Here is a 16,605-nt window from a genome sequence, read left to right on the forward strand (position 1 = left end):
TACAGCTGTATGTTATCAGTTTACCAACGGGATCCGCCGGTAAAGCTCAATCATATCGCCTGCCAGATCCTGAATAACCATCGCGTTCATCAGGTGATCCTGAGAGTGCACGGTGATCAGATTAACCGGGAGCTTTCCGGTGCCTTCATCAAGGCCAATAAGCTGCGTCTGGATCGTATGCGCGTGTTTTACATATTCGCGTGACTCTTCCATCGCCTTCTCGGCTTCGTCAAAGTCGCCTTTACGTGCCATCTGCAGTGCGGTCAGAGCAGCACTTCGCGCCGCGCCCGCATTCACCAGCAGTTCCATGATTGTGGTTTCTAAGTCTTCCATTATGACTCCAGCAGCTTAAGCGCTTTTTCCAGTACGGCATCACCTTTCATCATGCCGTAATCCATCATGTCGATCACCGCGACTTTTTTGCCCAGCGGGTCGGCCTGCGCCTGAAGTTTCGCCTGCTCGTATTTTACCTGTGGCCCCAGCAATACGATGTCGGCCGTCGCGATGTTGTCTTTAAACTCCGCGACCGGAACGGCTTTAATGGTGACTTCAACCCCTTTTTTCTGCGCGGCATCTTTCATACGTTGAACCAGCATGCTGGTTGACATTCCCGCTGCACAGCATAAAACGATGTTCTTCATAATCAGCCTCGATCTACATGTGTTTATTGATAATTATCCCGTGCAGACCGCTTCAACAACCGCTTTACCGTGATTGTGTGTCAGGCATCACAAAGAAATCGGCATTTTTCTGAAACCGGTTACAATTTCGTGGTTACTTGCTGTCAGACGTACGAACGATACGATTTTTTCCCTGCTGTTTTGCCGTGTAAAGCGCGCCATCGACGCTACCTACAAAGTGTTCCAGCGGCTCGAAGTGCCATTCCCCCAGGCCTGCACTGAACGTCACGTGCAGGTTCTCCTCACGCCAGACGCGCCGTTCCACGGCGGTGCGCCACGCTTCCAGCAGCGCGTGAGCGGTAGCGATCAGCTCCGTATGGAAGATCACCGCGAACTCTTCGCCGCCGTAGCGGTAAACAGAGATGTGATGGGGCTGCATGATCTGGATCCCCTCGCGGGCAACGTTACGCAAAACGATATCGCCGCTCAGGTGCCCCCAGGTGTCATTAATGGATTTGAAGTTATCGATATCGATCAGGGCCAGCGCGAAAGGCTGATGCGCGTTCAGCAGTTCATCCACATCGTTGTCGAATGCGCGGCGGTTTTTACAGCCCGTTAATGCGTCATGGGTTGCCTGACGGACATAGGCCTGTTCACGCGCTTTGTTTGACTGAATGGTATGGCTGAGCATCGCCTCAAGGCGCGGGGCCTGGCTGACATCCCCGGTTTTGATGGCGTTGATAATATTCATCAGCACGGTACGGGAAGCATGGCGCAGGTACAAACCAAACAGAATGATGATAATGGCTGCAAGTGCAAATCCCCAACTAACAACAACGGTTTCGTGGCGGGTAATGGCGGTAAGCGTGGCGTCGGATACCCGATAAATAACAAACCAGTCCGGGTTGGTGAAGGAGTAGTAGTAGTACCAGGATTTGCTTTTTGGATCGAATAAATGGCCTTCGCCGCTGGTCATTTTGTCCATCAGCGCTTCGCTGACGTACGGTTTAAACAGCGCGCCCGTGTCCGGGTGAAGTACCACGGTACCATCGCGTTCGACGACGAAAAATTCACCCTGTACGGGAGCCACCATTTGACGGAGGGTGTATCCCATAGAGGTCAAATCAAGATGAAAAGCGATCGTTCCCTTTAGCCTGCCTTCGGGTGAAATCACCGGTTTGTAGAGGGTGACGGTTGGGTGGTCGGTGAAGTAGTCCATATAGGGGCTGGTATAGTGACTAAAAATACTGGCCTCTGCCTGGCCTATAAACCACGGACGGGTTCGCACGTCGAATGTCCTGCTCTTTTCCGTAGGAAGTACTTCCGGCGCGCGCAGATAATGCCCCTGCGTGTCTGTCAAAGAGATGGACGAGACTGTCGGCATCAGGTTTTGCAAATGCATTAACATTTGCAGTCCTTGTACCGGATCGACGTTGATTGTCTGATTCAGCCGATCGTCGCGCGCAAAATACATCGCTGCACGCCCCAGAATATAGTCGTTTTCACGCAGGATGGATTCGGTATAGTTCACCGCCAGGTTATGGGTGAAATTACCATTAATCTTATGATAATCCTCCAGAAAATCCTTTCTCTGAGAAAGCGTAATCAACACGGCGATCAGCGCGAAGCTGCAGAGGATCCCCGCAAAGCTGACCATAATCGGCCGGGTGAAAGAGAGCTTTTTACTGTGAAGTGCCATGAGCTGTAGATTAATCCAGATGATGAATACGTTACGCCTGCTGATATCCTCTCAGCTTAGTCGCTGTCCTGAGGTTAGTAGCGAATTATACGGAACAGGATTTCAGGCGAGATGATTTATCTTAAGAATCATTAAGAAATTACTCATTATTTTTATTTTTTCAACTTTTGTTATGTTGGGCAGAGGCAGGGCGAAAGAGAGGAAGAAGCTTTTCGCCCTGGACAGCATCCGTTGCTGACGAAAGCAGAATAGAAAAACCGGGCACCTGTTCACAACTGCCCGGTGTTTATCTCAGAAGACGCCTCGTCATTTTTTTACGTAGTTGCAGTACATTTCAACGTAATTGCGAGGCGCGTCCCAGCCAGCTGTCCCAGTCTTTCCAGACAGGCTGAAGCCCCTGGGCGATCAGCGCTTCCGCGACGGTTTCCGGACGTCGTGCATCGTGTGGCGCAAACTGCTCCAGCTCCGGATGATCGTCGGCGTAACCGCCCGGCTGCGTTTTGGAAAACGCGCTGACGTTGTTAATCGCAAGCGGGATAACGCGATCGCGAAACGCCGAGGACTCACGCGTTGAGAGTGATAGTTCAACGTCCGGGGCGAGCAGACGAAACGCGCAGATGGTTTGTACCAGCTGGCGCTCATCCATCACCGAGGCCGGTTCGACGCCGCCTGTACACGGACGCAATCTGGGGAAAGAGATAGAGTAGCGACTCTGCCAGTAATGCTGCTGGAGCCACAGCAGATGTTCCGCCACCAGATAGTTATCCACTCGCCAGTTGTCTGAAAGCCCCGTCAGTGCGCCAAGGCCGATTTTGTCGATCCCGGCGCGTCCCAGCCTGTCCGGCGTTTCCAGCCGGAAGAAAAAGTCCTGCTTTTTTCCCTTCAGGTGATGCCGGGCGTACGTCGCCTCGTGGTAGGTTTCCTGATAAACCATGACTCCGTCCAGCCCAAGCGTTTTCAGTTCTGCGTACTCGTCCTGCGACAGGGGCTGCACTTCCATCTGCAACGACGCAAACTCACGGCGAATAGCCGGAAGATGCTGACGGAAATAGTCCATTCCCACCTTCCCCTGATGTTCGCCCGTGACCAGCAGAAGGTGCTCAAAGCCCATTTCACGAATGGCCGCACACTCGCGCGCAATCTCACCTTCATCGAGCGTTTTACGCTTGATGCGGTTGCTCATTGAAAAGCCGCAGTAGGTGCAGTCATTGGCACACAGGTTGGAGAGATAGAGCGGCACGTAGAAGCTCACCGTGTTGCCAAAGCGCTGGCGGGTGAGCCGCTGCGCGCGCTGCGCCATCGGCTCAAGGTAGGCGCTGGCCGCCGGTGAAAGCAGGGCCATCATGTCTTCGCGGGTCGGATGACGCGCGTTTAACGCGCGCTCGACATCCGCCGCCGTTTTGCTGTTGATGCGCAGGGCAATATCGTCCCAGTGGATCTCCCGCCAGCGATTGGTAAACGTGGTCATCAGAGCGCCTCCAGAAAACCGGTCAGCGGGCTGGTGGCATGCGCCTGGAAACTGCGCGAGCCGGGACCGGACTCCCTTGCCAGCAGGCCAGCCTCTACGGCCATGCGGAACGCGCGCGCCATCTTGACCGGATCGTCAGCCACCGCAATTGCCGTGTTCACCAGAACCGCGTCGGCACCCATCTCCAGCGCCTGCGCGGCGTGGCTGGGCACGCCAATGCCCGCATCCACGACCACGGGCACGGTGGCCTGTTCAATGATGATCTCCAGCATCGCCCGCGTCTCCAGCCCTTGATTAGAACCGATGGGCGCGCCCAGCGGCATGACGGCAGCGCAGCCGACCTCTTCAAGCCGTTTACACAGGACGGGATCGGCGCCGCAGTAAGGCAGGACGATAAATCCCTGCTGCACCAGCTTTTCTGCTGCTTTCAGCGTTTCAATCGGGTCGGGCAGTAGCCAGCGCGCATCCGGGTGAATTTCCAGCTTCAACCAGCGCGTGCCGAGCGCTTCACGCGCCAACTGTGCGGCGAAAATCGCCTCCTCGGCCGTTTTCGCACCGGAGGTATTCGGTAAAAGCGTAACGCCTGCCTCCAGTAAAGGCGCAAGAATGGCATCGTTATGCTGGCGAAGGTCCACGCGCTTCATCGCCAGCGTCACCAGCTGGCTGCCGCTTTCACGGATGGCATCCACCATCAGCTGCGGCGAGGCGAATTTTCCGGTTCCGGTAAACAGATGCGAATCAAAAACTTTATCGGCAATACGTAACATCTCAGCCCCCTGCGATGACCTGAAACAGCAGGATCTGGTCGCCTTCATTGACCTGCTGATGTTCCCACTGCTCGCGCGGCAGGATCTGTTGATTGAGCGCCAGCGCCGTTCCCGGCTTGAGCTGGCGTAGCCTTTCGAGCAGCATGGCAACGGTAAGTCCGTCATCGCACTTAATTGGCTCATCGTTAAACAGAATGCGCATCGTGGCCTCCGCATACCGGGCATTGGCTGGCGCGGTGCAAGGCCAGATGGCGCCAGCCGCCTGAGCGCGCATCAAATAACCGCAGCGTATTGCGTTCCGTCTCCATGCCGCTGAGCAGCTTGATGGCCTCCAGCGCCTGCAGCGTGCCCATCACACCAACGACTGGACCGAGAATGCCCGCCGTGCGGCAGTTACGCTCTGGCTCGGCATCGTCCGGCCACAGGCAGCGATAGCAGCCCTGCGCCCACGGAGGTGTCAGGACCATCATCTGTCCGCCGAAACCGACCGCGCTGGCGGTGATAAGCGGCGTGTTATGTGCCACACAGGCGGCGTTAATCGCCTGACGCGTCGCCATATTGTCCGTGCAGTCCAGCACCACGTCGGCAAGGGCGACTTCACGCTGCAGGCGTTCACCGCTGAGCCGCTCCTGCAGGGCAATCAGCTCGATGTCCGGGTTAAGCTGGTTCAGCCGCTGCCGGGTGACCTGCGCTTTAGGCTGGTCGATATCTTCCATGGTGAAAAGGATTTGCCGCTGCAGGTTGCTGAGGTGTACCTCGTCGTCGTCGGCCAGCACCAGCGTACCGATACCTGCGCCTGCCAGATAAAGCGCGGCGGGCGCACCTAGTCCGCCCAGACCGACAATCAGCACCCGGCTGGCGAACAGCTTTTGCTGCCCGTCGATGGCGATATCTTCCAGCAGGATCTGACGGCTGTAGCGCATAAAATCACGATCGTTCATCACCCGCTCCTGCCAGCTGTAACAGCTGCGCGGTGGCGAACCGCCAGTCTGCGGCCTGTGTGATGGCGCTGACGACGGCGATACTGCCGACGCCGGTCTCCAGCACCGCGGGGGCACGTTCAAGGCTGATCCCGCCGATGGCGACGGTGGGGTAATCGGCAAGGCGTTTAACGTGACTCGCCAGCTGCGTCAGACCCTGCGGTGCGGAGGGCATCTGCTTGGTTTGCGTCGGGAAGACGTGACCCAGCGCGATGTAGGAGGGACGGGCCGCCAGCGCCACGTCGATCTCCATGTCATCATGCGTTGAAACGCCAAGGCGTAGCCCGGCGTCGCGAATAGCGTTCAGATCCGTTGTTTCCAGGTCCTCCTGACCCAGATGCACGCCGTACGCCTGGTGCTTAACGGCCAGCCGCCAGTAGTCGTTGATAAACAGGCGGGCGTTATGTTGACGCCCAAGCGCGATGGCGGCAACCACATCGGCCTCCACCTCCTCATCGCGTTTATCCTTGATGCGCAGCTGGAGGGTGCGAACGCCTGCCTTCAGTAGGCGCTCTATCCACTCCACGCTGTCCACCACCGGATAGAGCCCTAAACGGAAGGGCACCGGGGGAAAATCGGGCTGGTACATTACGCCTCCTCTTTTTTGAGGTAGATTTCGCCGCCTTTGGCGCGGAAGGTTTCTGACATGTCCGCCATCCCCACTTCAATGGTTTGCGCGGCGGCGTAGTCGCGCACCTCCTGGCTGATTTTCATCGAGCAGAACTTCGGCCCGCACATAGAGCAGAAGTGCGCGACTTTGCCTGATTCCTGCGGCAGGGTCTCGTCGTGATAGGCGCGGGCGGTGAACGGGTCCAGCGCCAGGTTGAACTGGTCTTCCCAGCGGAATTCGAAGCGTGCCTTCGACATGGCGTTATCGCGGATTTGCGCACCCGGGTGGCCTTTGGCCAGATCCGCCGCGTGGGCGGCAATTTTGTAGGTGATCAGCCCCTGCTTCACGTCTTCTTTGTTTGGCAGGCCGAGGTGCTCTTTCGGCGTCACGTAGCAGAGCATGGCGCAGCCGAACCAGCCGATCATCGCCGCCCCAATGCCTGACGTGAAGTGGTCGTAGCCCGGCGCGATGTCGGTGGTCAACGGTCCCAGGGTATAGAACGGCGCTTCGTGGCAGTGCTCCAGCTCTTCGGTCATGTTGCGGCGGATCATCTGCATCGGCACGTGGCCTGGGCCTTCAATCATCACCTGCACGTCATACTCCCAGGCGATTTTGGTCAGTTCGCCCAGGGTGTGCAGCTCGGCAAACTGCGCTTCGTCATTCGCGTCGCGAATAGAGCCCGGACGCAGGCCATCGCCCAGCGACAGAGAGACATCGTACGCGGCGCAGATTTCGCAAATTTCGCGGAAGTGCTCGTAGAGGAAGTTTTCCTGATGATGTGACAGGCACCACTTCGCCATGATGGAGCCGCCGCGCGAGACGATGCCGGTCAGACGCTTCGCCGTCATCGGCACGTAGCGCAGCAGCACGCCCGCGTGAATGGTGAAGTAGTCCACGCCCTGTTCAGCCTGCTCCAGCAGCGTGTCGCGGAACGCTTCCCAGGTGAGGTCTTCGGCAATGCCGTTGACCTTCTCCAGCGCCTGATAAATCGGGACGGTGCCAATCGGTACCGGGCTGTTACGCAGGATCCATTCGCGGGTTTCGTGAATATAGCGGCCAGTGGAGAGGTCCATTACCGTATCCGCACCCCAGCGCGTGGACCAGACCAGCTTTTCCACCTCTTCTTCGATGGAGGAAGTCACGGCCGAGTTACCGATGTTCGCGTTGACCTTCACCAGGAAGTTGCGGCCAATAATCATCGGCTCGGATTCCGGGTGGTTGATGTTGGCGGGGATAATCGCGCGGCCGGCGGCCACTTCGTCACGTACAAACTCCGGCGTGATGTTCTCCGGCAGGCGAGCGCCAAACCCTTCACCCGGATGCTGATAGCGCAGCACTTCGCTACGGATGCGCTCGCGACCCATGTTTTCGCGGATGGCGATAAATTCCATTTCTGGCGTGACGATACCCCGGCGCGCGTAGTGCAGCTGGGTCACGCATTTGCCCGCTTTGGCGCGTTTTGGCGTCAGCAGACCGGTAAAGCGCAGCTCGTCCAGACCGTCGTCGGCCAGACGTTCTTTGGTGTACGCAGAACTGAGTACGCTCAGTTCTTCGCAGTCGTTGCGCGCGTCAATCCACGGCTGGCGAAGCTTAGCCAGACCCTGCTGGACGTTGATGGCAACATCAGGGTCGCCGTACGGGCCGGAGGTGTCGTATACCGGCACGGCTTCGTTGTCTTCAAACTGCGGATTCTCTTTGCTGCCGCCGATAAGCGTCGGGCTGAGCTGGATTTCGCGCATTGGGACGCGAATATCGGCCTGCGAGCCGGAAATATAGATGCGTTTCGAGTTCGGGAAAGCGGTGCCTTCCAGCGTGTCGATGAAGCGTTGGGCCTGTGCGCGCTGTTCGCGGCGGGTCAGTTTTGCAGTAGACATAGCTCATTCCAAAAGTGAAGGACATGGCTTGTCAGACGACGGATGAAGCAAGAGAGGATCGCCCTCGGGCGATACAACAGCAGTGTGACTCTTGTTCCCTTCGCAGGTATTAGCCTGATCAGGTTCCGCGGATCCCGAATTAACGGTCTCAGCCCGTGCTTTCACACTGGGCACTCCGACAAGAAAAATCCCCCTCGTGAGAGGGGCGAATGGTTGTAAATTACTCGTTAACGATTAAGAACTCAAGCAGGGCGCGCGACGTTCTCTTCATTGCTGATATTCAAATCATTGTCCAGCACGAGGGCGATCAGCTTATCTTCCAGCGTGAATCGCTCCTCCAGCGCTTCACCGAGGTCGGATAGCGCCTGCTGGAACTCAAGATAGTTATCGTGATCGATGGCGTTCTCGAGCGTGGAATCGTAGTAATCCATGATCTGCTGGGTGTTGGCTTCCAGCAGCGGATAGAGTTTACTGGCCGCTAAATACGGAGTTGTCCCTTCCATTTCGCGGATAATGCGTTCATAAATATTGAAATGGCCGTCGGACAGATAGTCGACCAGCCTCTGGCAAAAATCATCCAGCGCTTTTTCGTTCAGCCGCATAAACGATTCTTTGCCAGGCTTAATACCGACCAGATTGTAATAAGCCACGAGTAGATGCTTGCGCACATGTAGCCAGCGATCCACCAGTTTGTTACTTCCTCTAACGCGCTCAGTCAGGCTTTCTAGCTGGTTTAACATGGTCGACTCCGCAAGGTTTAGGATTGAATCTGCTTATCCAAAATGTAACCACAATGCTAACAACATGTCAGTGAAGCGAAGGTAGTGCAATAGATATGGATCGTATTATTGAAAAATCAGATCTGGGTTGGTGGATCGTCAGTCACGAACAAAAACTATGGCTTCCTGCCGGGGAAATCCCCCATGGCACGGCGGAAACGTTCGATCTTGCAGGACAAACCGCGCTGTGGATCGGCGAGTGGCAGGGCGAGCCGGTGTGGTTGATCCAACAAGCGCGTCGCCAGGATATGGGGTCTGTGCGGCAGGTGCTGGATCAGGATGTCGGGCTGTTCCAGCTGGCGGGGCGCGGCGTGCAGCTGGCGGAGTTTTACCGCTCGCATAAATACTGCGGCTACTGCGGTCATACCATGCACCCGAGCAAAACCGAGTGGGCGATGCTCTGCAGCCACTGCCGCGAGCGCTACTATCCTCAGATTGCGCCGTGCATTATCGTCGCTATCCGTCGGGAAGATTCCATCCTGCTGGCGCAGCATACTCGTCATCGCAACGGTATTCACACCGTGCTGGCCGGGTTCGTTGAAGTGGGCGAAACGCTGGAGCAGGCGGTGGCGCGCGAGGTGATGGAAGAGAGCAGTATTAAGGTGAAGAACCTGCGCTACGTCACCTCCCAACCCTGGCCGTTCCCGATGTCGCTGATGACCGCGTTTATGGCGGAATATGACAGCGGCGAGATCGTCATCGATCAGAAAGAGCTGCTGGAAGCGAACTGGTATCGCTATGACGATTTACCGCTGTTGCCTCCGCCGGGCACCGTGGCGCGTCGGCTGATAGAAGATACCGTGGCGATGTGTCGGGCCGAGTATGAGTAGTGTTACACTGAGGCCATGACGCTTAAGGAACTGCAAAAATGACCGAACTGAAGAACGATCGTTATCTGCGTGCGCTGCTGCGCCAGCCCGTTGATGTCACCCCGGTGTGGATGATGCGCCAGGCGGGACGCTATCTCCCAGAGTACAAAGCCACGCGCGCGCAGGCGGGCGATTTTATGTCGCTGTGCAAAAACGCCGAGCTGGCCTGCGAAGTGACGCTCCAGCCGCTGCGCCGCTTCCCGCTGGATGCTGCGATCCTCTTCTCGGATATTCTGACCATTCCGGATGCAATGGGCCTTGGCTTGTACTTCGAAACCGGTGAAGGTCCGCGTTTCACCTCCCCAATCAAAAGCAAAGCCGACGTGGATAAGCTGCCGATCCCCGATCCGGAAGGCGAGCTGGGCTACGTGATGAACGCCGTACGCACCATTCGCCGCGAGCTGAAAGGTGAAGTGCCGCTGATTGGCTTCTCCGGCAGCCCGTGGACGCTGGCGACCTATATGGTGGAAGGGGGCAGCAGCAAAGCCTTCACCATGATTAAAAAGATGATGTACGCCGAGCCGCTGGCCCTGCATGCGCTGCTCGACAAGCTGGCGAAGAGCGTTACCCTCTACCTGAACGCGCAGATTAAAGCCGGTGCGCAGTCGGTGATGATTTTCGATACCTGGGGCGGCGTGCTGACCGGGCGCGATTATCAGCAGTTCTCCCTGTACTACATGCACAAAATCGTTGATGGCCTGCTGCGTGAAAACGAAGGTCGCCGCGTGCCGGTGACGCTGTTCACCAAAGGTGGCGGTCAGTGGCTCGAAGCGATGGCGGCGACCGGCTGCGACGCGCTGGGCCTAGACTGGACGACCGATATCGCCGATGCCCGCCGTCGCGTGGGCGACAAAGTGGCGCTGCAGGGCAATATGGACCCGTCCATGCTCTATGCGCCGCCAGCCCGCATTGAAGAAGAAGTGTCGACTATACTGTCTGGTTTCGGCCAGGGTGAAGGCCACGTCTTTAACCTCGGCCACGGCATTCATCAGGATGTGCCGCCAGAACACGCAGGCGTATTTGTGGAGGCGGTGCATCGGCTTTCTGCCCAGTATCACAAGTAAGGAGTGGTTATGGATCTCGCGTCGCTACGCGCTCAACAAATCGAACTGGCTTCATCGGTGATCCGCGAGGATCGTCTGGATAAGGATCCTCCGCAGTACATTGGCGGAGCGGACGTCGGGTTTGAGCAGGGTGGGGAAGTGACGCGAGCGGCGATGGTGGTACTGAAATACCCTTCGCTTGAGCTGGTGGAGTACAAGGTAGCGCGTATTGCGACCACCATGCCGTACATTCCGGGCTTTCTCTCCTTCCGCGAATATCCCGCGCTGCTGGCAGCGTGGGAGCAACTCTCGCAAAAACCAGACCTGCTGTTTGTCGATGGACACGGTATTTCACACCCGCGCCGTTTAGGCGTTGCCAGCCACTTTGGGCTGTTGGTGGATGTGCCGACCATCGGCGTCGCCAAAAAACGCCTGTGCGGCGCGTTTGAACCTCTTTCTGCCGAGCCGGGCGCGCTGGCGCCGCTTATCCATAAAGGTGAGCAACTTGCGTGGGTCTGGCGCAGCAAGGCGCGCTGCAACCCGCTGTTTATCGCCACCGGGCACCGGGTCAGCATGGACAGTGCCCTGGCGTGGGTTCAGCGCTGCATGAAGGGCTACCGCTTGCCGGAGCCGACGCGCTGGGCAGACGCCGTGGCATCTTCGCGTCCGGCTTTTGTTCGTTGGCAGGAAATTCAGCCGTGATTCAGGTAAACTGCGGCTAATTTTCGATTCGAGACATCATCATGTTACAAAACCCGATTCATCTGCGCCTTGAGAAGCTGGAAAGCTGGCAGCACGTGACGTTTATGGCTTGCCTGTGCGAGCGCATGTATCCCAACTATGCTGCGTTCTGCAAGCAGACGGCGTTTGGCGAAGGCCAGATTTATCGTCGTATCCTGGATTTAATCTGGGAGACGCTGACGGTCAAAGACGCGAAGGTGAATTTCGACTCCCAGCTGGAAAAGCTGGAAGAGGCGATCCCCGCTGCGGATGATTTTGATCTGTACGGTGTCTACCCGGCGATTGATGCCTGCGTGGCGTTAAGCGAGCTGATTCACTCCCGCCTGAGCGGTGAAACGCTGGAGCACGCCATCGAAGTCAGTAAGGCATCCATTACGACCGTCGCGATGCTCGAAATGACCCAGGAAGGTCGCGAAATGACCGACGAAGAGCTGCGTGCCAACCCGGCGGTTGAACAGGAATGGGACATTCAGTGGGAAATTTTCCGCCTGCTGGCAGAGTGCGAAGAACGCGATATCGAGCTGATAAAAGGGCTGCGCGCGGACTTACGTGAGGCCGGCGAGAGCAATATTGGTATAATTTTTAACCAATGAGACAACAAAACGTGATTTAACGCCTGTTTTGTCGCTCCTCGACTCTTCCCTTCTGCCCCCCGTCTGGTCTACATTTGGGGGGCGAAAAAAAGTGGCTATCGGTGCGTGTATGCAGGAGAGTGCTTTTTTGGCATTTTCGTCGCACTCGATGCTTAGCAAGCGATAAACACATTGAAAGGATAACTTATGAACAAGACTCAACTGATTGATGTAATTGCGGACAAGGCTGATCTGTCTAAAGTGCAGGCTAAAGCTGCTCTGGAATCTACCCTGGCTGCTATTACTGAGTCTCTGAAAGAAGGCGATGCTGTACAACTGGTTGGTTTCGGTACCTTCAAAGTGAACCACCGCGCTGAGCGTACTGGCCGCAACCCGCAGACCGGTAAAGAAATCAAAATCGCCGCAGCTAACGTGCCGGCATTTGTTTCTGGTAAAGCACTGAAAGACGCAGTTAAGTAAGACGCGTGGCAGTGAACAGTTTTAACGAAGGGGCGGCAACGCCCCTTTTGTCATTCTGGCGTGGAGCGCTCGCGCTGGCAGGCATGCTGTTGCTGTCCGCCTGCAGCCACGACTCCTCCCTCCCTCCGTTCACCGCCAGCGGTTACGCGGACAACCAGGGCGCGGTCAGGATCTGGCGCAAAGATTCAGGCGGTGAAGTACATCTGCTTTCAGCGTTTAGTCCGTGGCATAGCGGCAATACGTCGACGGCGGAATATCGCTGGCAGGGAGATGACCTGTCGCTGATTGAACTGAACGTCTACAGCAAGACCCCCGAACACGTGAAAGTGCGTTTTGACGACCATGGCGAGCTGAGCTTTATGCAGCGCGAAGTCAGCGGTCAAAAACAGCAGCTTTCCAGCGATCAAATCGCCCTCTACCGTTATCGTGCCGAACAAATCCGCCAGACCAGCGACGCGCTTCGTCTGGGCCGCGTGGTGCTGCGCCAGGGGCGCTGGCATGCCGATGGGACGGTGACAACCTGCGAAGGGCAGACGGTCAAGCCTGAGCTCGAATCCTGGGCAACAGAACACATTCAACGCCGTCAGCGTCATTCATCAATGGAGGTGAGTGTGGCGTGGCTGGAAGCGCCGGAAGGCTCTCAGCTTCTGCTGGTGGCGAACGAAGACTTCTGCACCTGGCAGCCGACAGAGAAGAGTTTTTGATTTAAGTTCCCTCTCCCTTGAGGGAGAGGGTTAGGGTGTGAAATTACTCGCCCTGCTCGCGCGCAATTGCGCGATAACCGATATCCTGACGGCTAAAGCTGCCGTTCCAGTGAATATCCGCCATCAGCGCATAGGCACGTTTCTGCGCTTCTGCCACGGTATGACCCAGCGCGGTCGCACACAGCACGCGTCCACCGTTGGTGAGGACGCGATCGTCTTCAGCCAGCTTCGTTCCGGCATGGAACACCTTCGCGCCGTCAATCTCTTCCAGCGGCAGGCCGTGGATCTCATCCCCGGTGTTGTAGTTGCCCGGGTAACCACCCGCAGCAATCACCACGCCCAGAGACGCGCGCTCGTCCCACTCTGAGGTTTTCTCGTCGAGCTTGCCTTCGCAGGCCGCCAGGCACAGTTCCACCAGATCGGATTTCATGCGCAGCATGATGGGCTGCGTTTCCGGATCGCCAAAGCGGCAGTTAAATTCGATAACCTTCGGGTTGCCCTGCTTGTCGATCATAAGACCCGCATAGAGGAAACCGGTGTAGGTGTTGCCTTCCGCCGCCATCCCTTTCACGGTTGGCCAGATGACGCGATCCATGGTGCGCTGATGTACTTCGTCAGTCACTACCGGAGCAGGGGAGTAAGCACCCATCCCGCCGGTATTCGGGCCGGAATCACCATTACCCACGCGCTTGTGGTCCTGGCTGGTGGCCATCGGCAGGACGTGCTCGCCGTCGACCATCACGATAAAGCTCGCTTCTTCGCCGTCGAGGAACTCTTCGATCACGATGCGGTGGCCTGCATCGCCGAAAGCGTTGCCCGCCAGCATATCCTGAACGGCGGCTTCTGCTTCTTCGAGGGTCATCGCCACGATCACGCCTTTACCTGCTGCCAGGCCGTCGGCCTTGATAACAATCGGCGCGCCTTTTTCACGTAACCAGGCCAGGGCTGGCTCTACTTCGGTGAAGTTCTGATATTCCGCCGTCGGGATGTTATGACGCGCGAGGAAATCTTTAGTGAAGGCTTTAGAGCCTTCCAGCTGCGCGGCACCTTGCGTTGGCCCGAAGATTGTCAGGCCCGCCGCGCGGAATGCATCAACGACGCCAATTACCAGCGGCGCTTCCGGGCCGACGATGGTCAGGTCGATTTTCTCGCTCTGGGCAAAGCTCAGCAGCGCCGGAATGTCGGTCACGCCGATAGCCACATTCTGCAGCGCGGGTTCCAGTGCGGTACCGGCGTTGCCCGGCGCCACGAAGACCGTTTTCACCAGCGGAGACTGCGCCGCTTTCCACGCCAGAGCGTGCTCGCGCCCGCCGTTACCAATGACTAATACTTTCATTTTCAGCTCCGGGAATTAATGGCGGAAGTGGCGCATATCGGTGAAGATCATCGCGATGCCGTGTTCGTCGGCGGCTGCAATCACTTCGTCGTCGCGGATTGAGCCGCCAGGCTGGATCACGCAGGTGATCCCTACAGCGGCTGCCGCGTCGATACCGTCACGGAACGGGAAGAAGGCGTCAGAAGCCATGGCGGAGCCTTTCACTTCCAGACCTTCATCCCCTGCTTTAATACCCGCGATTTTCGCGGAGTAGACGCGGCTCATCTGGCCTGCACCTATTCCGATTGTCATGTTCTCTTTCGCGTAGACGATAGCGTTGGATTTGACGAACTTCGCTACCTTCCAGCAGAACAGCGCGTCACGCAGTTCCTGTTCGGTCGGTTGACGTTTGGTCACCACGCGCAGGTCGGCTTCTGTCACCATACCCAGATCGCGGTCCTGAACCAGCAGGCCGCCGTTCACGCGCTTGAAGTCCAGGCTCGGCACGCGTTCTGCCCACTGGCCGCAAACCAGTACGCGCACGTTCTGTTTTGCTGCGGTGATTTTCAGCGCTTCTTCGGATGCGGATGGCGCGATGATCACTTCAACGAACTGACGGGAGATGATGGCCTGTGCGGTTTCAGCATCCAGCTCGCGGTTGAAGGCGATAATGCCGCCGAATGCGGAAGTTGGGTCGGTTTTGTACGCGCGATCGTAGGCGTCCAGAATAGAGGTGCTCACGGCAACGCCGCATGGGTTCGCATGCTTGACGATAACGCAGGCTGGCTCGCTGAACTCTTTCACGCATTCCAGCGCGGCGTCGGTGTCGGCAATGTTGTTATAGGAAAGGGCTTTGCCCTGAACCTGCTGGGCTGTCGCGACAGAGGCTTCTTTTACCTCTTCTTCTATATAGAAGGCAGCCTGCTGATGGCTGTTCTCGCCGTAGCGCATATCCTGCTTCTTAATGAAGTTCAGGTTCAGGGTGCGCGGGAAGCGGCCGGAAGGATCTTTGCTTTCACCGTGGTAGGCTGGCACCAGGCTTCCGAAGTAGTTGGCGATCATGCTGTCGTACGCGGCGGTGTGTTCGAAGGCTTTGATGGCGAGGTCGAAACGGGTATCGAGAGTCAGTGAACCTTCGTTGGCATCCATCTCATTAATAATGGTGTCGTAATCGCTGCTCTTTACAACGATGGCCACATCTTTATGGTTCTTGGCCGCGGAGCGCACCATGGTCGGGCCGCCGATATCAATATTCTCTACGGCATCTTCCAGAGAGCAGCCTTCGCGCGCTACGGTCTGGGCAAACGGGTAGAGGTTAACAACCACCATGTCGATTGGCGCGATGTCATGCTTTTCCATAATGGCGTCGTCCTGACCGCGACGGCCAAGAATACCGCCGTGTACTTTCGGGTGCAGGGTTTTGACGCGTCCATCCATCATTTCCGGGAAACCGGTGTAATCGGACACTTCGGTTACCGGCAGACCTTTATCTGCTAACAGGCGAGCGGTACCGCCTGTAGAAAGCAGCTCCACACCGCGTGCGGAAAGTGCCTGAGCGAATTCGACGATACCGGCTTTATCAGAAACACTGAGCAGAGCGCGGCGGACTGGACGACGTTGTTGCATGGTAAATCCCCTGGATTTCACGATTACAGAGAGCGTTAGATGAATTTTCCTGTGAAAAACTCATCTAACACACCTGACGGGGCATCCTTGTTAAGCGCGAGCATTTTAACGAAAACGTTTGCGCAACGCTCGCACATTTTCACTTTTTCGTATCATTGTGGATAAGTCTGTGTGTAAAAAGGTATAAGGCGGGGTTTTGCTGTGGAATGCAGCAGTCAGTCATTTTTCTGTCATTTAGCGGTTGCGGCCTGCTGAGAACTCCCTATAATGCGCCTCCATCGACACGGCGGATGTGAATCACTTCACACAACAAGCGGTTCGGTTGAAGAGAAAAAATCCTGAAATAACGGGTTGACTCTGAAAGAGGAAAGCGTAATATACGCCACCTCGCAACGGTGAGCGAAAGCCGCGTTGCACTGCTCTTTAACAATTTATCAGACAATCTGTGTGGGCACTCA

General features: G+C 56.8%; 18 protein-coding genes and 1 riboswitch. Of the genes, 6 read left to right on the forward strand and 12 right to left on the reverse strand.

What is annotated here, in order from left to right; genetic code table 11:
* Positions 1-15 precede the first annotated feature (15 nt).
* From K5E19_RS11055 to rsd, 10 genes are all read right to left on the reverse strand, one after another.
* Complete coding sequence (locus tag K5E19_RS11055; protein WP_003862327.1) at positions 16-333, reverse strand: PTS lactose/cellobiose transporter subunit IIA; 318 nt, start codon at positions 331-333, stop codon at positions 16-18.
* On the reverse strand, positions 333-641 hold the full coding sequence (locus K5E19_RS11060) for a PTS sugar transporter subunit IIB (RefSeq protein WP_010425948.1): 309 nt from the start codon (positions 639-641) through the stop codon (positions 333-335). Before K5E19_RS11060 ends, K5E19_RS11055 begins: the two co-directional genes overlap by 1 nt.
* 133 nt (positions 642-774) lie before the next feature.
* Entirely contained in the window at positions 775-2,319 is a 1,545-nt protein-coding gene (locus tag K5E19_RS11065; protein ID WP_221551216.1) for a sensor domain-containing diguanylate cyclase, read from the reverse strand.
* Between the two features lie 334 nt (positions 2,320-2,653).
* The gene (thiH, locus tag K5E19_RS11070; RefSeq protein WP_221551218.1) at positions 2,654-3,787 is read right to left on the reverse strand and encodes a 2-iminoacetate synthase ThiH; all 1,134 of its coding nucleotides are present in this window, start codon (positions 3,785-3,787) and stop codon (positions 2,654-2,656) included.
* Positions 3,787-4,554: a thiazole synthase gene (thiG, locus tag K5E19_RS11075; RefSeq protein WP_221551219.1), complete on the reverse strand. Its 768-nt coding sequence runs from the start codon at positions 4,552-4,554 to the stop codon at positions 3,787-3,789. The genes thiH and thiG overlap by 1 nt, the downstream gene beginning before the upstream one ends.
* Before the next feature lies 1 nt (position 4,555).
* Positions 4,556-4,756: a sulfur carrier protein ThiS gene (gene thiS / locus K5E19_RS11080; RefSeq protein WP_221551220.1), complete on the reverse strand. Its 201-nt coding sequence runs from the start codon at positions 4,754-4,756 to the stop codon at positions 4,556-4,558.
* Positions 4,740-5,495, reverse strand: coding sequence for a thiazole biosynthesis adenylyltransferase ThiF (thiF, locus tag K5E19_RS11085; RefSeq protein ID WP_221551221.1), 756 nt, complete (start codon positions 5,493-5,495; stop codon positions 4,740-4,742). The genes thiS and thiF overlap by 17 nt, the downstream gene beginning before the upstream one ends.
* A complete protein-coding gene (gene thiE, locus K5E19_RS11090) occupies positions 5,482-6,123 on the reverse strand; it encodes a thiamine phosphate synthase (RefSeq protein WP_221551222.1) in 642 nt (213 codons plus the stop codon). Before thiE ends, thiF begins: the two co-directional genes overlap by 14 nt.
* On the reverse strand, positions 6,123-8,018 hold the full coding sequence (gene thiC / locus K5E19_RS11095) for a phosphomethylpyrimidine synthase ThiC (protein ID WP_221551223.1): 1,896 nt from the start codon (positions 8,016-8,018) through the stop codon (positions 6,123-6,125). The genes thiE and thiC overlap by 1 nt, the downstream gene beginning before the upstream one ends.
* Before the next feature lie 78 nt (positions 8,019-8,096).
* Positions 8,097-8,206: riboswitch (TPP riboswitch) on the reverse strand.
* 54 nt (positions 8,207-8,260) lie between these two features.
* A complete protein-coding gene (rsd, locus tag K5E19_RS11100) occupies positions 8,261-8,758 on the reverse strand; it encodes a sigma D regulator (protein WP_221551224.1) in 498 nt (165 codons plus the stop codon).
* Between the two features lie 95 nt (positions 8,759-8,853).
* On the opposite strand from rsd, the gene nudC reads away from it, so the two are divergent.
* The 6 genes from nudC to K5E19_RS11130 all read left to right on the forward strand — a co-directional run bounded on the left by nudC (position 8,854) and on the right by K5E19_RS11130 (position 13,206).
* Complete coding sequence (gene nudC / locus K5E19_RS11105; RefSeq protein ID WP_221551225.1) at positions 8,854-9,627, forward strand: NAD(+) diphosphatase; 774 nt, start codon at positions 8,854-8,856, stop codon at positions 9,625-9,627.
* Positions 9,628-9,665: 38 nt separating this feature from the next.
* Positions 9,666-10,730: a uroporphyrinogen decarboxylase gene (hemE, locus tag K5E19_RS11110; RefSeq protein WP_029742041.1), complete on the forward strand. Its 1,065-nt coding sequence runs from the start codon at positions 9,666-9,668 to the stop codon at positions 10,728-10,730.
* A gap of 9 nt (positions 10,731-10,739) precedes the next feature.
* The gene (nfi, locus tag K5E19_RS11115; protein WP_080330442.1) at positions 10,740-11,411 is read left to right on the forward strand and encodes a deoxyribonuclease V; all 672 of its coding nucleotides are present in this window, start codon (positions 10,740-10,742) and stop codon (positions 11,409-11,411) included.
* Between the two features lie 41 nt (positions 11,412-11,452).
* Positions 11,453-12,043: a YjaG family protein gene (locus K5E19_RS11120; RefSeq protein WP_003862310.1), complete on the forward strand. Its 591-nt coding sequence runs from the start codon at positions 11,453-11,455 to the stop codon at positions 12,041-12,043.
* A gap of 186 nt (positions 12,044-12,229) precedes the next feature.
* The gene (gene hupA, locus K5E19_RS11125) at positions 12,230-12,502 is read left to right on the forward strand and encodes a nucleoid-associated protein HU-alpha (RefSeq protein ID WP_002445246.1); all 273 of its coding nucleotides are present in this window, start codon (positions 12,230-12,232) and stop codon (positions 12,500-12,502) included.
* An 11-nt stretch (positions 12,503-12,513) separates the two neighbouring features.
* Entirely contained in the window at positions 12,514-13,206 is a 693-nt protein-coding gene (locus tag K5E19_RS11130) for a DUF1481 domain-containing protein (protein ID WP_221551239.1), read from the forward strand.
* A gap of 43 nt (positions 13,207-13,249) precedes the next feature.
* On the opposite strand, the gene purD is transcribed toward K5E19_RS11130, so the two are convergent.
* Together purD and purH are read right to left on the reverse strand one after the other, a co-directional pair.
* Positions 13,250-14,542, reverse strand: coding sequence for a phosphoribosylamine--glycine ligase (gene purD / locus K5E19_RS11135; protein WP_221551227.1), 1,293 nt, complete (start codon positions 14,540-14,542; stop codon positions 13,250-13,252).
* A gap of 15 nt (positions 14,543-14,557) precedes the next feature.
* Positions 14,558-16,147, reverse strand: coding sequence for a bifunctional phosphoribosylaminoimidazolecarboxamide formyltransferase/IMP cyclohydrolase (purH, locus tag K5E19_RS11140; protein ID WP_221551229.1), 1,590 nt, complete (start codon positions 16,145-16,147; stop codon positions 14,558-14,560).
* Positions 16,148-16,605 lie beyond the last annotated feature (458 nt).

Source organism: Enterobacter sp. RIT637 (genome assembly GCF_019718755.1).
Lineage (GTDB): Bacteria > Pseudomonadota > Gammaproteobacteria > Enterobacterales > Enterobacteriaceae > Enterobacter.